Source organism: Bacillus sp. FJAT-22090, assembly GCF_001278755.1.
In the GTDB taxonomy this organism is placed as follows: Bacteria; Bacillota; Bacilli; order Bacillales_A; family Planococcaceae; genus Psychrobacillus.
This window is the reverse complement of the sequence record NZ_CP012601.1, coordinates 3832193-3846874: the sequence shown is the minus strand read 5'-3', so window position 1 is coordinate 3846874 and position 14682 is coordinate 3832193. Positions and strand designations below refer to the sequence as shown.

The 14682-nt window shown below is 35.9% G+C and carries 18 protein-coding genes; 2 read left to right on the top strand and 16 right to left on the bottom strand.

Features of this window, described 5'->3' with window-relative positions:
• Window positions 1-195: 195 nt before the first annotated feature.
• From AM499_RS19420 to AM499_RS19410, 3 genes are all read right to left on the bottom strand, one after another.
• A complete protein-coding gene (locus tag AM499_RS19420; RefSeq protein WP_053591738.1) occupies window positions 196-396 on the bottom strand; it encodes a cold-shock protein in 201 nt (66 codons plus the stop codon).
• 178 nt (window positions 397-574) lie between these two features.
• Window positions 575-1090, bottom strand: coding sequence for a hypothetical protein (locus tag AM499_RS19415; protein WP_053591737.1), 516 nt, complete (start codon window positions 1088-1090; stop codon window positions 575-577).
• A gap of 185 nt (window positions 1091-1275) precedes the next feature.
• Complete coding sequence (locus AM499_RS19410; RefSeq protein ID WP_053591736.1) at window positions 1276-2382, bottom strand: HD-GYP domain-containing protein; 1107 nt, start codon at window positions 2380-2382, stop codon at window positions 1276-1278.
• Between the two features lie 265 nt (window positions 2383-2647).
• Here AM499_RS19410 and AM499_RS19405 point away from each other — a divergent pair, with 265 nt between their 5' ends.
• Complete coding sequence (locus AM499_RS19405) at window positions 2648-3064, top strand: helix-turn-helix domain-containing protein (RefSeq protein WP_053591735.1); 417 nt, start codon at window positions 2648-2650, stop codon at window positions 3062-3064.
• A gap of 94 nt (window positions 3065-3158) precedes the next feature.
• Here AM499_RS19405 and AM499_RS19400 read toward each other — a convergent pair whose 3' ends face one another.
• Window positions 3159-3773: a TetR/AcrR family transcriptional regulator gene (locus AM499_RS19400; RefSeq protein ID WP_442853778.1), complete on the bottom strand. Its 615-nt coding sequence runs from the start codon at window positions 3771-3773 to the stop codon at window positions 3159-3161.
• A 103-nt stretch (window positions 3774-3876) separates the two neighbouring features.
• Between AM499_RS19400 and AM499_RS19395 the strand changes: the two genes are divergently transcribed.
• Entirely contained in the window at window positions 3877-4635 is a 759-nt protein-coding gene (locus AM499_RS19395) for an SDR family oxidoreductase (protein ID WP_053591733.1), read from the top strand.
• A 63-nt stretch (window positions 4636-4698) separates the two neighbouring features.
• Here AM499_RS19395 and AM499_RS19390 read toward each other — a convergent pair whose 3' ends face one another.
• The 12 genes from AM499_RS19390 to AM499_RS19335 form a co-directional block, all read right to left on the bottom strand.
• On the bottom strand, window positions 4699-5079 hold the full coding sequence (locus AM499_RS19390; RefSeq protein WP_053591732.1) for a VOC family protein: 381 nt from the start codon (window positions 5077-5079) through the stop codon (window positions 4699-4701).
• Window positions 5080-5100: 21 nt separating this feature from the next.
• Complete coding sequence (locus AM499_RS19385; RefSeq protein WP_053591731.1) at window positions 5101-5544, bottom strand: hypothetical protein; 444 nt, start codon at window positions 5542-5544, stop codon at window positions 5101-5103.
• 68 nt (window positions 5545-5612) lie between these two features.
• On the bottom strand, window positions 5613-6221 hold the full coding sequence (locus AM499_RS19380) for a pyroglutamyl-peptidase I (RefSeq protein WP_053591730.1): 609 nt from the start codon (window positions 6219-6221) through the stop codon (window positions 5613-5615).
• A gap of 127 nt (window positions 6222-6348) precedes the next feature.
• The gene (locus AM499_RS19375; RefSeq protein ID WP_053591729.1) at window positions 6349-6945 is read right to left on the bottom strand and encodes a TetR/AcrR family transcriptional regulator; all 597 of its coding nucleotides are present in this window, start codon (window positions 6943-6945) and stop codon (window positions 6349-6351) included.
• A 147-nt stretch (window positions 6946-7092) separates the two neighbouring features.
• Entirely contained in the window at window positions 7093-7839 is a 747-nt protein-coding gene (locus AM499_RS19370; RefSeq protein ID WP_053591728.1) for an SDR family NAD(P)-dependent oxidoreductase, read from the bottom strand.
• A 343-nt stretch (window positions 7840-8182) separates the two neighbouring features.
• Entirely contained in the window at window positions 8183-9067 is an 885-nt protein-coding gene (locus AM499_RS19365) for an ROK family protein (protein ID WP_053591727.1), read from the bottom strand.
• A 17-nt stretch (window positions 9068-9084) separates the two neighbouring features.
• Window positions 9085-10101, bottom strand: a complete 1017-nt coding sequence (locus tag AM499_RS19360) for an SIS domain-containing protein (protein ID WP_231687495.1) — start codon at window positions 10099-10101, stop codon at window positions 9085-9087.
• Window positions 10102-10114: 13 nt separating this feature from the next.
• Entirely contained in the window at window positions 10115-11053 is a 939-nt protein-coding gene (pfkB, locus tag AM499_RS19355; RefSeq protein WP_053591726.1) for a 1-phosphofructokinase, read from the bottom strand.
• Window positions 11050-11892, bottom strand: a complete 843-nt coding sequence (locus tag AM499_RS19350; RefSeq protein WP_053591725.1) for a class II fructose-bisphosphate aldolase — start codon at window positions 11890-11892, stop codon at window positions 11050-11052. The genes pfkB and AM499_RS19350 overlap by 4 nt, the downstream gene beginning before the upstream one ends.
• 74 nt (window positions 11893-11966) lie before the next feature.
• Complete coding sequence (locus AM499_RS19345) at window positions 11967-12698, bottom strand: GntR family transcriptional regulator (RefSeq protein ID WP_053591724.1); 732 nt, start codon at window positions 12696-12698, stop codon at window positions 11967-11969.
• A gap of 66 nt (window positions 12699-12764) precedes the next feature.
• A complete protein-coding gene (gene nagA, locus AM499_RS19340; protein WP_053591723.1) occupies window positions 12765-13955 on the bottom strand; it encodes an N-acetylglucosamine-6-phosphate deacetylase in 1191 nt (396 codons plus the stop codon).
• Window positions 13952-14635, bottom strand: a complete 684-nt coding sequence (locus AM499_RS19335) for a YesL family protein (RefSeq protein ID WP_082355315.1) — start codon at window positions 14633-14635, stop codon at window positions 13952-13954. Before AM499_RS19335 ends, nagA begins: the two co-directional genes overlap by 4 nt.
• Window positions 14636-14682: the final 47 nt, after the last annotated feature.

The following is a 14682-nucleotide window of genomic DNA, read 5'->3' as shown; positions in this document are numbered from 1 at the left end:
ATAGGCTCAGAAATTTTTCCATCTGGACGTATTTTCTTTTATACGGTCAGAAACAATTCTATCCGGTCGTATTTTCTTTTATCCGGTCAAAAATATTTCTATCCGGAAGTATTTTAATTAAAAAGACGAAAAAAAGAGACACTCTTTTCAGAGTGTCTCGAATTCACGGTTAAACATTTACTTCATTCCGAAGAATTAAAGTTTTACGATGTTAACTGCTTGTGGTCCACGTTGACCTTGTTCTACTTCAAATTCCACTTTTTGACCTTCGTCAAGTGATTTGAAACCTTCGCCTTGGATTGCTGAGAAGTGAGCGAATACGTCGTTTCCGCCTTCAACTTCGATAAATCCAAAACCTTTTTCTGCGTTAAACCATTTTACTGTACCTTGTGTCATTTAAAAGACCTCCAAAAATTGTAGTGAATAAAAAATTCACATATTACAAAAAGTACCGAACAAACACGATTACTTTTTGTAATATGTGAATTCATTGTTTCTGTTAAGCAATTTAATTATTGTCTTTACTATATAACAGTTTTATACATTTGTCTACCAATATCCACTGAGAGCAAATTTAAATACTATGCAGTTCTTCTAACGTTTCTAAAACATGCTCCAGAAAATCTTCAATATCCCCCATGTGTTCTTCGTTAATTTTACGAGTAAACTTTACTTCAATCGTGTCAAGATAGCTTGGTTCTTCTTGGTTGAACAGGAAGCTCAATGTCTGTGACAGCTCAACATCATCTTCCCAAATATCGTTTAGATTTTGTTCAATAATTTTACATTGAATAGGAAAATTTTGAACTTGCTTGTAGAATCTTAACAGTAAGGAACACCCTAAATTTGTTCCAGGAAGCTCTAATATCTCCCCTGCCAGTTCATCTAATGAGGCCTTTAATACAATCTCTGCTGTAACGTCTCGAGAGCTAACAAGAGTAAATTGAACAGAAAATTCTCTAGCCAAAATGGATAAATCAATTTGGTCCACCCGGTTTGTAATAATGATTTTTCGTTCTATATTATCTAAATCATACACCTGGTTTTCCAATGCAACTTTTAAATTCTCAAAAATAGTTGGATCAAACATATAGATTCCTCCAAAGAAATTCAATAGAGCTTTTCTTTATACTAGCCACTTTTTATCGAAATTATATCACAAAGGGTACTTGCATTATTGAATATTATAAAAGACTACCGAAGTCATCTCTTAACAGAAATATCAATTGAAAAATCCAATCTCTTTTTGTAAGTAAACATCGTGATTTATCACTCTTAAATCAATGCGTCCGCCATCACAATTTCAAGCGTAAGGTTTTCCGTTGCTCCTAAATTTATCTCATATGGAGCAACATTTTCATTTTCTTCATTCTTAATAATACGAACTTCAGGACGCCCCGCCGCTTGGTAGTTATATTGTGTGACGATTCCTGTTCGACCATCATTTAATGTTACGGTTAAGCCTGGTGGATAAATGGCGATACACTCTTTAAATAAATTGACTTGATGTGTGTCGAACTGAGCGTCACTTCCAGCATACAGAATTTCTAGTCCTTGATGAGGCATTACGGCCTGCCTGAATGCTCTTGGATTTGTTACCGCATCAAACACATCCGCAACACTGATGATTTTCGCATATTTGTGAATTTCATCTCCCTTTAATCCTCTTGGGTATCCCATCCCATCGATTCTTTCGTGATGCTGAAAAGCACAATGAGCAACTGGTAAAGGGATTTCATGTATTTTTCGTAGAGTATCAAAGCCCTTTTCACAATGTTGTTTGACTAGGGCGTATTCCTCTTTCGTTAACTCCCCGGCCTTATTTAAAATATCTAGTGGAATATGCACCTTACCTAAATCGTGTAACATGGCCCCCAATCCAATTTCTTCAATATTCTTAAGAGGCAATCCATTTTCGATAGCAAGCTGACAAGCATATATAGAAACGTTTAACGAATGATTGAACACATAATTTTCATGTAATTTTGTCGAGGCTAGTAAATTTAATGCATTTTGATTGTCTGTTAGTGACGCTAGTATATCCTTAAATACTTTTTGAAAACTTCTTATAGCTCTACCTGTTTTCATCATCCCCTGAAGATTAGAGTTGGAATGACTTAGATCCATTAAAGTTTGGAATCCTTCCGTAATCGTATTTAAAGCCTCCATGCGTAAAGCTTCTGGAATAGATTCAATAATCTCTATTCCTTCAGATACTTCATCTTCTATGTAAACAGTTGTAACATTATATTTATGTAACTTAAGGATGATTCGATCTCTTAGTTCTGCTCCCTTTGCTAACAGAATTTTACCTTTGTCATTATATATTGGTTTGCCCAACCTCATCCCCGGCTGACATTGATCAATTTTAACTAAACGCATTCGACTACTCCCTATTCTTAGTATAATGAGTCTATTTTACTTATATTTAATATTATATTCATACTAAAGGTAATAATTATATGTAGTTCTATTATATTATAAATTTTAGAAAAGTAGAATAGACATGATTAGAAAGTAGCTGTTAAAAGGACGAAAAGGAACTCGAACAATTAAAGCATGAGGTTAAAGTGAATTGACAAACTGTGACTCATGCATTTATCATGTATCACGGAATAACGAAATCATTTTTAGGAGATAGATACTGATGAAAAAAATAATGGTTAAGGATTTATTAGAACAAGGACATAGCTCCATGAATGATATAGTAATGGATACGGCTGGTTTACTGGAAGAAGCATACTTTGTTATTAAGATAGATGACTTGTTGAAAGAACGAGGGATAACTCAAAAAGACTTAGCTCAGATGACGGGCATGCGCGTTGGTACGATATCAGAGATTATTAATGGTAAAGGTATTAGCTTAAACAAGGTACAGCTTTTTGCTATTATGGCTGCTTTAAGAGTTAAGAGCATAAATGACCTGTATGAGATGAAATTCCCAGAGGGCTTAGAGGAAACTTTCTATACAGAACAGGCCGAATGGAAATCAACTAAAGAAATGCCTATAGCAGTTAAAGAGATGTACAAAAAGAATGTACTGAAAGCTTCAGGATTAAAATAAGACCTTATTTATAAAAAAGAGGAGTCAGGAATTACCCTGCTCCTCTTCGTTTTTTTAGAGAAAAGTTTCTACACAAATTGAATGTTTCAATCTTCTATTCCATATTCATTTTCACATTCAAAATCTTCACGAGCTGCTCGTTTAAATAGCTTGCACTGTGTTGAAAGTCTCCCTTGTACCATTCAATAATGATTCCGATAATAGCATTTGCTTGATAAGCACTGTTTAAATTCATATTGATTTCCTCTTCTAATTTCACCGCTTTACCTGTATGTAATAGTGAATTTATTTTCTCAAATAATAAATAGTAATAGGTTAATGGTGCGTTTTTAGAAAAAACAATTTTATAAAAGGGCTTGTATTTTTCAATATGATGAAAGATTCGAATAGTAGATGGATCAAGGCTACTTGTTTTTAGAACTAGTACATGGCGATATGGTTCTTCATATGAGCTTGCTAAGTCTTCCATAATTTCTTGGAAGTATTCCTCAAACAAGTCTTCCACCCGGCCGTAATGCAAATAGAATGTCCCCCGATTGATTTTAGCTTTTCTGCATATTTCAGAAATAGAAAGGCTCTCTAATGGTTTTTCTTTCAGTAATTCTAACAATGCCTCATGAAGGGATTCTTTCGTTTTGACAATTCGTATATCGATAGAAGACAATTTAGTTTCACCTCTTATTAAACAATTTTCTATGAAGTTGTTCATTACTGAACAGTTAGCCTATTTTTGCTTATTGAAAGCGTTTACTTTTATTTATTATAATAGTTATTGAACAAGTGTACAATAAAATTCAAGGAGGTATTCTCTTATGAAACTAGAAGGTAAAGTTGCGATTGTAACGGGCGCTGCATCAGGTATGGGGAAAGCAATTGCTGAAGGCTATGCAGTAGAAGGAGCAAAAGTCGTTGTTTCCGATATGAATTTAGAAGGAGCAACTGCTGTAGCTGAAGGTATTAAAGCAGCTGGTGGTGAAGCGATTGCTATTCAAACGAATGTAACATCAGAAGATGATGTTACACGTTTATTCAACGAAACGAAAAATGCTTTTGGAAAACTAGACATTTTAATAAACAATGCAGGTATTATGGATGGTATGGAACCTGTTGGGGATATTTCGGACGAACGTTGGGAACGTGTATTCGCAGTCAATACTGTTGCTGTTATGCGCACAATGCGTTTAGCAATCCCGATTTTCCTTGAACAAGGTCACGGGACAATTGTAAATAATATTTCTGCTGGTGGTTTATATGGCGCTCGTGCAGGTGCTGCTTATACTGCATCTAAACACGCTGTTGTGGGCTTAACTAAAAACACTGCATTTATGTATGCAGACAAAAACATTCGTTGTAACGGATTTGCCCCTGGTGCAGTGGCAACAAACATCGGTTCAACAATGACAAATATCAACGAACTTGGAGCATCTCGTCAAGCTCTTGGTATGGCGATCAACCCTCGTGTTGGTCAACCTGAAGAAATTGCTAAACTAGCTATCTTCTTAGGTTCCGATGAAGCAAGCTTTGTAAACGGACAAGTTATAGCAATCGATGCTGGATGGTCAGCTTACTAAAATAAATGAGGAAGAGCACTTAACGACATGTTAAGTGCTCTTTTTTATAGTATTTAGTATTCCCTACTTTTTCTCCATTATTGCAAAGTAATTGTTCTCATTATCCGCAAAGTTAAATACTTTTCCTTCAGGTATTTCCACAAGTTCCCCAACAGTAATTTGTTTTTCCGAGAAGTCTTTATATAATTGATCTAGATTTTCTGAGAAGAACATTAATGATGGTGTTTCTAAGCTAACTCCTGGTGACATTTTTGCAACTAACTCTTTATTGTGAAGGACAATGCTAGTTTCTGCGTCTTTAGTTGGAGCAATTTCAAACCACTTCATTCCTTGTCCATTGTCTACTTCAGATTTAACTATGAATCCTAGTTTTTCTGTCCAAAATTTAACGGATTCCTCTTGGTTGTTTACATAGAGCATAATTTGACCTATTTTAGTAATCATTTTCTTCACTCCTATAATTTTTTATTTACTCATAAATTTACTTTCAATTTCAGCAAAGAATTCTTTCGATAAAAGTACAAAATCTTCTTTTCTTAATTTAATTTCGTCCCCAATTTGATACTTTAAAACGGACTTAGCATGGTCGTATTTAATCGTTTTATTTTGAATCAAAATACAATTATTTTCCTTTATAGAATCACAGAGCATCCTTATCTCATTTAATGGATTACCGTCTTTCTTTTCAAGATTTCTACTTCTATTGTTAAAATAGTTATCTAAAACTAACACCATATTATTAAAGAAATTCGGTTCAAAAGATTCAATTGCAGATTTCAGCTCAACATTACTATTTCCGGCTTGTTTTTTTGCCGTTGTTATTAAGTTCTCGTAGGTTTTTAACTGTATATCCACTTTTAAACGACATTCATTTATATATTCTTGAGAATAGGCGTACACGGAAAGCATGTGTATTTTCCTTTCGATTTAATAGTTTTTTAACTGAGTAACTCTCCATCATGTAGTGCTCTTTCAGTTTAGTTTTCCCCAAGTACTTCAATACATAGCTCTATACTCTTTTTCAAATCCGCATGAGACCAACTTGGAATCTTTCCATGCTGAATAGCGAGCTCGTGCGATGCAGGAATATGGATGAAGCCTGCTGGCATGTCAGGTTTATTTGTTTTTGCGTAGTGCAAGCCTTCATACATAACATTGTTGCAAAGATAGGTACCTGCTGTGTTGGAGATGGATGCTGGTAGTCCTTCTTCCAGTAGTTTGTTTACCATTTGGCGAATAGGCAAAGTGGAGAAGTACCCTGGCTCTCCTTCCATTTGAATAGATTCATCTATTGGTGTATGCCCTTCGTTGTCTGCAGCTCCATCTTTTACGTTTATAGCAATACGCTCTGGGGTGATTTTGTATCTCCCTCCCGCTAGTCCTAATGAGATGACTGCATCTGGATTGATTTCTTCTATATGTGCAAGTAGCTCTTTTCCTGAAGAGGCGAAATCTACAGTTAGCACTCTGCCATATATTTCATATTCACCAATATGCTGCCCATTTAGTTCCTCTACAATACGCATCGTTGGATTCACCGTAAAGGATAAAAAAGGTTCAAAACCTGTTAATAGAAGTTTCTTCATTTAATTGCCCCCTTGTTCCTTATCCATAGTTTGTGTTTCTTCGTGCTGGATGTCAATATAAATTGGGTGAATGGTCAGAAAATTTTCTATTAAAAAAATGCACCTCTCTAAAAAGAGTGTGCATTTACTATTTATTCTTACGTACTCCATGTGTATATGAATTAAGGATAACAATCAGTTGTCTGGATAGTTCCTCAGGTGATTGGATGTAACCAGACTTTATCCACATTAATATAATGCCAAAAATACCATAGGTTCTATAGGTCGCGAAATTTTCCGTATTAGCTTCTGTATTTAAATCACTTAAAAAAGTAATTTCATCTTTAAATAGGTTAAAAATCATGTCGATCACTTTATCTTGGAGATTGGGAATGGTGTCATCTTTTAATAACAAATTAAAGAAGCGAGAATTTTCTTCAATATACTCAAATAGCTTCAAGGAAGAGGGTTTAAGAGATCCAAACTGCAATAAATTTTTCTCTTGATATGGTTCGAGTAGGGCATCTTCCAGACCTTCAATCATTTCAGTAACTAATACTTCTGTTAATTCTTCTTTACTACTAAAATGAGCATAGAAGGTAGTTCTATTATAATCTGCCTTATTGATAATATCCTTTACGGTTACACTCTTATATCCTTTTTCAGTAACTAAAAATATAAATGCTTCCTTTAAGAGTCTTCTACTTCTTCTCACTCTTTTATCCTTTTCAATATCAGTGATCAATCTAATCCTCCTCCTTTTTGTTTCTTATTTAAAACTATAATTAATTCGATGATCTTCAGCAAGAAAATGATCGTGAATAAATAAAGCCTATTCAAGGATTTTTTTCACCTTAAATAGACTTTATTTTTATAATTTGTATTAAATATATTAATGTGCCAGCATACCAGCATCTACTAAATGTTCAGCACCTGTAATATAAGAGGATTCATCAGAAGCTAAGAATAATACTAAATTGGAAACTTCTCTTGCCTCCGCTAGACGTCCTAATGGAATATCTTTTAATGCGTCTCCACCCGACTCATCAGTTGCCTCAACCATCATTGGAGTGTTGATAAATCCAGGGTGAACAGAATTAACACGGATATTATTTGGACCATATTCGATTGCAGTTCCTTTTGTCATACCTCTTACTGCTGCTTTACTTGCAACGTAAGCAATGCTTGGGAAACCATAATTTGCTACAATTCCGGCAATGGATGAAATGTTCACGATTGATCCAATTCCCGCTTCCAGCATAGATGGAATTACTGTTTTCATACCTAGGAAAATACTATGTTGGTTAATAGAACATACTTTTAAATATTCTTGTTCATCTAATTCCGCAGTTTTGGCAATTGGTCCAAGAACTCCAGCGTTATTTACCAATATAGTTATATTACCAAATGCGGCTTTAGCTTCTTCAAATACTTTTTCCCAAGACTCTGCACTTGTCGCATCATGTTTAACAAATAATGCATTTGAACCTAATTCTTTCGCAAGAGCTGATCCAGCTTCTTCATTTAAATCAGTTAAAATCACTTTTGCTCCTTCTTCAATAAAAACACGAGCGTGTGATTCTCCCATACCTCTTGCTGCACCAGTAATAATTGCTACTTTACCATCTAATCTTCCCATCCTAATTCATCCTCCACTCTATATTCTTATTAGTAAAGGAAAAATAAGCGCTTACATTTCTCTTTAATTCCATTATATCAACCACAAAAAGCTAAACAATCAATAGTATTAAGTAATATGTATCAATAACCAACACATTTAATCATTATGTAGGTTTTTTAAAAAAATTAATTGAACGGACAGAAATTATTTTATCCGGTCACATTTTTGTATATCCGATCAATAAAATTTTCTATCCGGACACAAATTTTTCTATACGGCCAGCAAATATAAAAATGCAGACTCTACAAACGTACCCTCGTCTAATAATATTTAGACGAGGGTACGTTCTTATTCATATTCTCTATTTTATTACGGTTGAAGCTGCGCCACGCAATCCCGCTTCTCCCTTATATGCACTTGCTTCAATACGTTCTTCTTTACCTTTTAATAAAGGATGACGAAGATACTGTCTAACCTCTTTTCGAACCAATTCGATAAGTTCTGGGTGATGATTGAAAATCCCACCACCAAGAACGATACAATGAGGATCTGAAAATACGATAATATGATATACTTCCTTTGCTAATGCAGTTACTGCTTCATTTACGATTGATAGAATATAGCTGTTGCCTTGATAATAATACTCCATCATTTCTTTCAATGTTAATTCGGGATTACCGAATTTTTTTCGTCCTTTTAATTCAAGTGCAGGACCAGAAACTAATGATTCAAGCGTTGTTTCTGTAGTATCCGTCAGGCTAAATCCAATTTCTCCTGCCATTCCAACTCCTCGTAAAAACGCCCCTTGATGAATCGAACAGCATGAAATACCTGTACTCAGTGTTACATATACCATGGTTTCTGAAGAAAATCCACGATTTGTATATTCCCCCCATGTTGCCATATATACATCATTGTCTATGACAATCTTGGATTTAGGAAACTCATTAGCGAGTCTTTCTGCCAATGGGAAGTCTCTCCAAGGTAAATTATTCTGAAAGACTGCTATTCCTTTTTCTGTATCAACAATTCCTGGTATTCCGACTGCTATTCCTTTAATATCATCTAAATTCACCTGTTCATTCACACAAATAGACTTGAATGAATCAACTAATGACTGAAACAGAATTTCCCCATCATTTTTTTCACTTTGTATTTCGTTAACTTTTGCAACTGTTCCATCCTTTATAAATAGAGCCGTCGCAAGTTTTGTGCCTCCGATATCTGCAGCGAGAATGTACTCCATTTATACTCACCTTCCGATTATGACAATTTAACAACTTGTGTAAGATTTCGTGGCTTATCTGGATTAAATCCTAAATGCACCGCGCGTTGATATGCAAGTAATTGAAGATATGGAACATAAATAGCATGTCGGTTCCTATCACTTATTTTATCCGTCAATTCAATAATGTGATCTGCTACAAACTCTTGAGGTATCGGTCCAATAGCAAGTACGTATCCACCAAGCTTTTGAATGTCCTTAACAAGTTGTTGGTCATAGTCTTCGGTCTCCAGTTGAGTCAATAAAACAACTACTGTAGAATCATCTACGATAGATATTGGTCCGTGTCTAAATTCCAAACTTGAATAACTTTCGCATTCTGTTTGTGTCATTTCTTTTAATTTCAGCGTTGCTTCTTTCGCTAAACCGTTATATGAACCTGATCCAAGGAAGATAAAGCGTTTTTTCGATAAATCCTCTGCTACACCTTTTGTTAAAACTTCGAATGTTAAAGCTGTCCCTACCAACTTCGGAATTTGTTTTAGTTCATTCAAATTTTGAGTAGAACTTGTTTGCTTTGCCGCGAAAACTTGGAGAGCAAACAGCATATTGGAGAATGACTGTGTCATAACAACACTTTTCTCTTTAATATGGTCAAGTGAAAGAACTTGATCAGCTGCAGTGGCCATAGGTGTATCTCCATTACATGTAACTGCCAATGTACGGATATCTGCTTGGTCTTTCAAATGATTGAGTGCGATAAGAATTTCGGATGTAGTTCCTGATCTAGATATCCCAACAACAAGATATTTTTTTCCTGCCACAATCGTCGTCGATGTATGAAGGAATAATTCAGAAGCAGGAACTGCAGAAGCAAATTGTCCTGTTACTGTTTGATAATATTTAGCAGCTGAAGCCGCTAAGTAAAATGATGTTCCACATCCTGTGAATAGGACATAGTCTACATTCTCATGTTCGATTTTTAAATTCTCCACTAGTTCAAGTGTCTTTTGAAGTTGGTCCGCCTGTCCGATGATTTCATTATAAGTATGCATAGTTTTCATACCCCTATCTATCTTTAATTTTATTAATCGTAATTTGTTTCATTAATGCTTCCACTTGCTCCAAATCTATAAAACCAATTGATCGATACATCGCATTAACTGATCCGCACGCTATTGCTCGTTTATAGGCAATACTAATCTCTTCATTATGAGCTAATCCATATAGTAGACCACCAACGAATGCATCTCCACTGCCTACAGTATTGACGACATCAATCGAAGGTGCATCTATTTTAAAATATCCAGTTTGGTTGACGAATACTGCTCCTTCTCCACCTAATGTGAAGCAAACATGTTCGATTCCTTCATTAACAAAACGATTTCCTGCTTCTAGCAAGTCATTTTCAGTTATAGTATTTTTGCTTAGAATTGCTGCAATTTCAGACTCATTCGGTTTTATTGCAAAAGGCTTCGCTTTAATTCCGAATCGTAAAGCGTCACCGCTAGAATCGAGTATCACTTTCGCACCGTTAGCATTTATTATTTCAATAAGTTCTGCATATGCAGTTGATGGTAATCCTTTCGGTAAGCTACCAGACAGCGCAAACCACTTTACGTGTTTAGATTTCTGTCGTACCCAATCAAGCATTGATTGCCATTCCTCTTTGGATATCTCTGGTCCACTTTCAAGAAGTTCTGTCACTTCACGAATCGTTGAATCTAGCACTGTTAAACAGATTCTGCTTTCACCACTAACCGGAATAAGTTCACTTGAAATAGATTGTTTTTCCAATAGCTGTCGAATTCTCTCGCCATTAATGCCACCTGCAAATCCACCAGCATCTACTTTTGCACCTGAATACTGGAGAACCTTTGCGACATTAATACCTTTACCACCAGCCTCCTGAGTAATAGCAGAAACGCGATTCGTACTTCCAACTGCCAATTTTTCAACTTCATACACTTGATCGATTGCAGCATTTAATGTAATAGTTGTAATCATTTTTGTAATATCATAATCTTTCTTTTAACTAACTCTATTAATGCCTCTCTTGCAGGAATGAAATATTTACGAGGGTCATTTTCATGTGGATTTTCTTTGAAAAAGGCTCGAACTTCCTCTGCGAATAAATCTTTTAATTCCGTAGAGAAATTCACTTTTGCTATACCATAATCCAATGATTTTCGTACACTTTCTTCTGGTACTCCTGATGCTCCATGCATAACGAGTGGAATATTAGTCAATTCTTGAATTCTTCCTAGTAAGTCAAATTGTAGTTTAGGTTCTTTTTTGTAATTACCATGCGCAGTTCCAAATGCAGGTGCAAACGTATCAATCCCTGTTTCACGCACAAATCGTTCTGCCAATAGTGGATCAGTAAATAGAGCTAGACTCTCGTCAAGTACAAAGTCATCTTCCACTCCACCTATCGTTCCTAGTTCTGCTTCTACAGGGACACCAATAGGACTTGCTGCATCTGTTACTTTGCGTACAAGTGCGATATTGTCTTCTAATGAAAGCTTAGAGCCGTCAATCATGATGGATGTATACCCCGCTCGTAAACATTCCATAACTACGTTAAACGATTCTCCATGATCAAGATGCAAAGCTACAGGTACTTTTGCTTGTTCAGCAGCAACCTTAGCCATCGCAATCATATAAGGCATCTCAACGTATTTATATGTACTGGATGTAGTTTGCAGGATAACCGGTGAACCTATTGCTTCAGCACCAGCGATTACTGCTTTAATAATTTCTAAATTGTGCGCACCGAATGCTCCAATGGCATAGTGATTGTTATAAGCGTCTTCTAACATTTCTTTCGTTGTAACTAGTGGCATAAAACCACTCCTCTCGTTAGTGGGTTGTTGGTACAACTTAATCTATTTTAAAACTCATAGAAATTTCTATGAGTTTAATATAGATCTGTGTAAAATCTGCAACGATCTCCTCTTACAATTGATATACAAAACTCGACTGGTTGGTCGTTCGTGTCATATGCTGTTCGCTCCAATAACAACGCAGGCTTTCCTACTTTCGTCTTAAGAAGAACACTTTCCCCTTCTCTAATTAAAACAGGCTCGAATGCTTCTTTCGCCCGAACAACAGTCACGTTATAACGTTCAGACAATAAATCATAGAGTGATGAAGTTCCTACTTCATACAAAACCGACATATCTTGAACAACTGACTTTGGCATAAACGATGATTCAAGAATGATAGGCTCCCCGTCTGCCAAACGTAATCGCTTCATTTCAACTACACTTTCACCTACTGGAAGCTGCAATCCTTCTCTTACAGTAGCAGAAGGTTCAACTTCCTTTACTTCAAGCACTTGGTCCGTAGGATGAAGACCTTTTTCTTGTAACACTCTACTAAAACTATAAAATCCTCCTAGAGACTGTTCAAATTTAGGTTTGGAGACGAAGGTCCCTTTCCCTTGAACTCGATAAAGTGTTCCTTCCTGAACCAATTCTTCAATCGCTTTCTTCGCCGTATTTCTACTTACTTGAAACAAGTCCATCAAACGATTTTCCGAATCAATTTTATCTCCAGGCTTCCATTCACCTGCTCGAATGCGAGCATCTAAGCGTTGCTTCAATTGATGATATAGCGGTATAATACTTCCTTGATCTAACGGTTTCATATTATATTCATCCTTCTTCGTACGTCTTCACAATTTCAATATATCATCAATTCAGAAATTTTTACATCATTTGAATGCATCTTTACATTGGAAAGCAATAGCGCCTCTACAAATCGTAAACACGATTTCTCCATTCATACCAAGAATTACGATGTCAGCATCTTTTCCAGCCTGAATGGATCCTTTTCTATTAAATAGGCCTAAACGTTTAGCTTGGTTCACTGATGTTATCTGTAATTGTTCCTGTATCGACAGTCCTAGCCATTTAGCCAGATTCTTCCTTGCATTATTCATTGTTACAATACTACCTGCAAGCGAACCGGTAGACGTTAACGTACATTTTTCATCACTAACTGTCACTTTCTGTCCACCTAAATCGTAGATACCATCTGCCATCCCTTTTGCCCGTATTCCGTCAGTAATGACCAAAATCCGTTCAAGCCCCTTCATTCTAACTACAAGTTTCAATAAATCAGGGTGAAAATGAATACCATCTGGAATTACTTCAACATAAACCTCATCATGTAGAAGAGCTCCACCTACGACTCCTGGATCACGATGATGCAACCCTTTCATCCCATTAAATAAGTGTGTCGAGTGCGTTATTCCATGAGTAATAGCTTGTACAGCTTCATCGTAAGATGCATTAGTATGTCCCATCGATGGAATAATTTCCATTTTTTTTAGTTCCTTTAGTAGCTCAAAATCTACATCTAATTCAGGAGCAAATGTAATAATTTTAATTGCGTCTCTTGATAGCTTCTGCCATTCTTTGAACAGAGTAACATTTGGGGGGAGGATATCATGTTCCGGTTGGGCACCTTTTTGATCTTTATTTATAAAGGGCCCTTCCAAATGAATGCCTATCATTTCAGCTACACCAGCTTCACTATTATTTTCTTTGTAGCTCGCGAGATTCTTAAGCATATCACTAATTTGTGAGATTGGATTTGTCATCGTTGTTGCAAGATAAGAGGTCGTCCCTTCTTTAGCAAGTGCTTTTGCAATACCTTCAAAAGCTTCTTGCTTGGAGTCCATAAAGTCAAATCCGCCAGCTCCATGCACATGTATATCAATCATTCCAGGTATAACGTATTGTTTGTCAATACAATCAATAACTTTTTCCCCAATAATAGGTGGGCAATCTACCATTTTCCCAACAGACTTTATTTTTTCTCCTTCAATATGCACAAATCCATTTTGTAAAACCGATTGTTCAAGAACAATTGTTGCGTTAATTAAATACATACTCTTCATGGTAAGGTACTCTCCATAATTAGCTTTTTTGTTTTCTTAGTTTCCTCTATCCGTAATGTTCCATCCGATTCACCTTTAAGTCGGAAGATTTGGGATGACATCCAAGTTAGAAACAGAACAGTTAAACTCACTCCGAAAAATGGAAGAAGACCTGGTATGAATAAAAAAATCCGATACAGAATATAGAGTCCTATAACAGATCCAATTATTTGGAGTGGAAATGAAATACTAAGTAAGAGAGAAGTTGAAAAATAACGAGCAAATGGAAGTTCATAATGTGCAAACACCTGAAATATGTTCATCACCATCACTATATACAAAATCGTAATCATGACAATCAACGTCAACATGAAGAAACCATAGGTCTCGTTCATTGTTAAGGTAATTTTTATATTAATTGTGAGAAAGTAGCCAATGCCTATCAAAATGACTCCAATCTTATTTGAAGCGATGAACTCTATTTTATACGTGGCCCAATAATGTCTAATTAGTGTTCGTAAGTGATCCTGGCCTTGCAATCTTTTTCTCATTACTGCGAATAGACCTACAGTAGCTGGTGATATTCCAAAGAACACAAGTCCAAGCAGTGTTAATCCAATCCACATCAGCTGCAATGCTGCTAACATAGTCACAAACTCTACGAACCCATAGAGCTTTCCTTTCCATCCATTTAAGTCCAATAAAACTACCTCCCTTAAAGGGTAAAACTCATACAAAGGAAAACCTT

What these genes read in the sequence shown, in the direction of transcription:
- AM499_RS19410 (WP_053591736.1), bottom strand. Translation starts at nt 2,382, where the DNA reads ATGCGTTTAGTTAAAATTGATCAATGTCAGCCGGGGATGAGGTTGGGC.
- AM499_RS19385 (WP_053591731.1), bottom strand. Translation starts at nt 5,544, where the DNA reads ATGCTTTCCGTGTACGCCTATTCTCAAGAATATATAAATGAATGTCGT.
- AM499_RS19390 (WP_053591732.1), bottom strand. Translation starts at nt 5,079, where the DNA reads ATGATTACTAAAATAGGTCAAATTATGCTCTATGTAAACAACCAAGAG.
- pfkB (WP_053591726.1), bottom strand. Translation starts at nt 11,053, where the DNA reads ATGATTACAACTATTACATTAAATGCTGCAATCGATCAAGTGTATGAA.
- nagA (WP_053591723.1), bottom strand. Translation starts at nt 13,955, where the DNA reads ATGAAGAGTATGTATTTAATTAACGCAACAATTGTTCTTGAACAATCG.
- AM499_RS19365 (WP_053591727.1), bottom strand. Translation starts at nt 9,067, where the DNA reads ATGGAGTACATTCTCGCTGCAGATATCGGAGGCACAAAACTTGCGACG.
- AM499_RS19345 (WP_053591724.1), bottom strand. Translation starts at nt 12,698, where the DNA reads ATGAAACCGTTAGATCAAGGAAGTATTATACCGCTATATCATCAATTG.
- AM499_RS19350 (WP_053591725.1), bottom strand. Translation starts at nt 11,892, where the DNA reads ATGCCACTAGTTACAACGAAAGAAATGTTAGAAGACGCTTATAACAAT.
- AM499_RS19415 (WP_053591737.1), bottom strand. Translation starts at nt 1,090, where the DNA reads ATGTTTGATCCAACTATTTTTGAGAATTTAAAAGTTGCATTGGAAAAC.
- AM499_RS19380 (WP_053591730.1), bottom strand. Translation starts at nt 6,221, where the DNA reads ATGAAGAAACTTCTATTAACAGGTTTTGAACCTTTTTTATCCTTTACG.
- AM499_RS19360 (WP_231687495.1), bottom strand. Translation starts at nt 10,101, where the DNA reads ATGCATACTTATAATGAAATCATCGGACAGGCGGACCAACTTCAAAAG.
- AM499_RS19420 (WP_053591738.1), bottom strand. Translation starts at nt 396, where the DNA reads ATGACACAAGGTACAGTAAAATGGTTTAACGCAGAAAAAGGTTTTGGA.
- AM499_RS19395 (WP_053591733.1), top strand. Translation starts at nt 3,877, where the DNA reads ATGAAACTAGAAGGTAAAGTTGCGATTGTAACGGGCGCTGCATCAGGT.
- AM499_RS19400 (WP_442853778.1), bottom strand. Translation starts at nt 3,773, where the DNA reads ATGAACAACTTCATAGAAAATTGTTTAATAAGAGGTGAAACTAAATTG.
- AM499_RS19370 (WP_053591728.1), bottom strand. Translation starts at nt 7,839, where the DNA reads ATGGGAAGATTAGATGGTAAAGTAGCAATTATTACTGGTGCAGCAAGA.
- AM499_RS19405 (WP_053591735.1), top strand. Translation starts at nt 2,648, where the DNA reads ATGAAAAAAATAATGGTTAAGGATTTATTAGAACAAGGACATAGCTCC.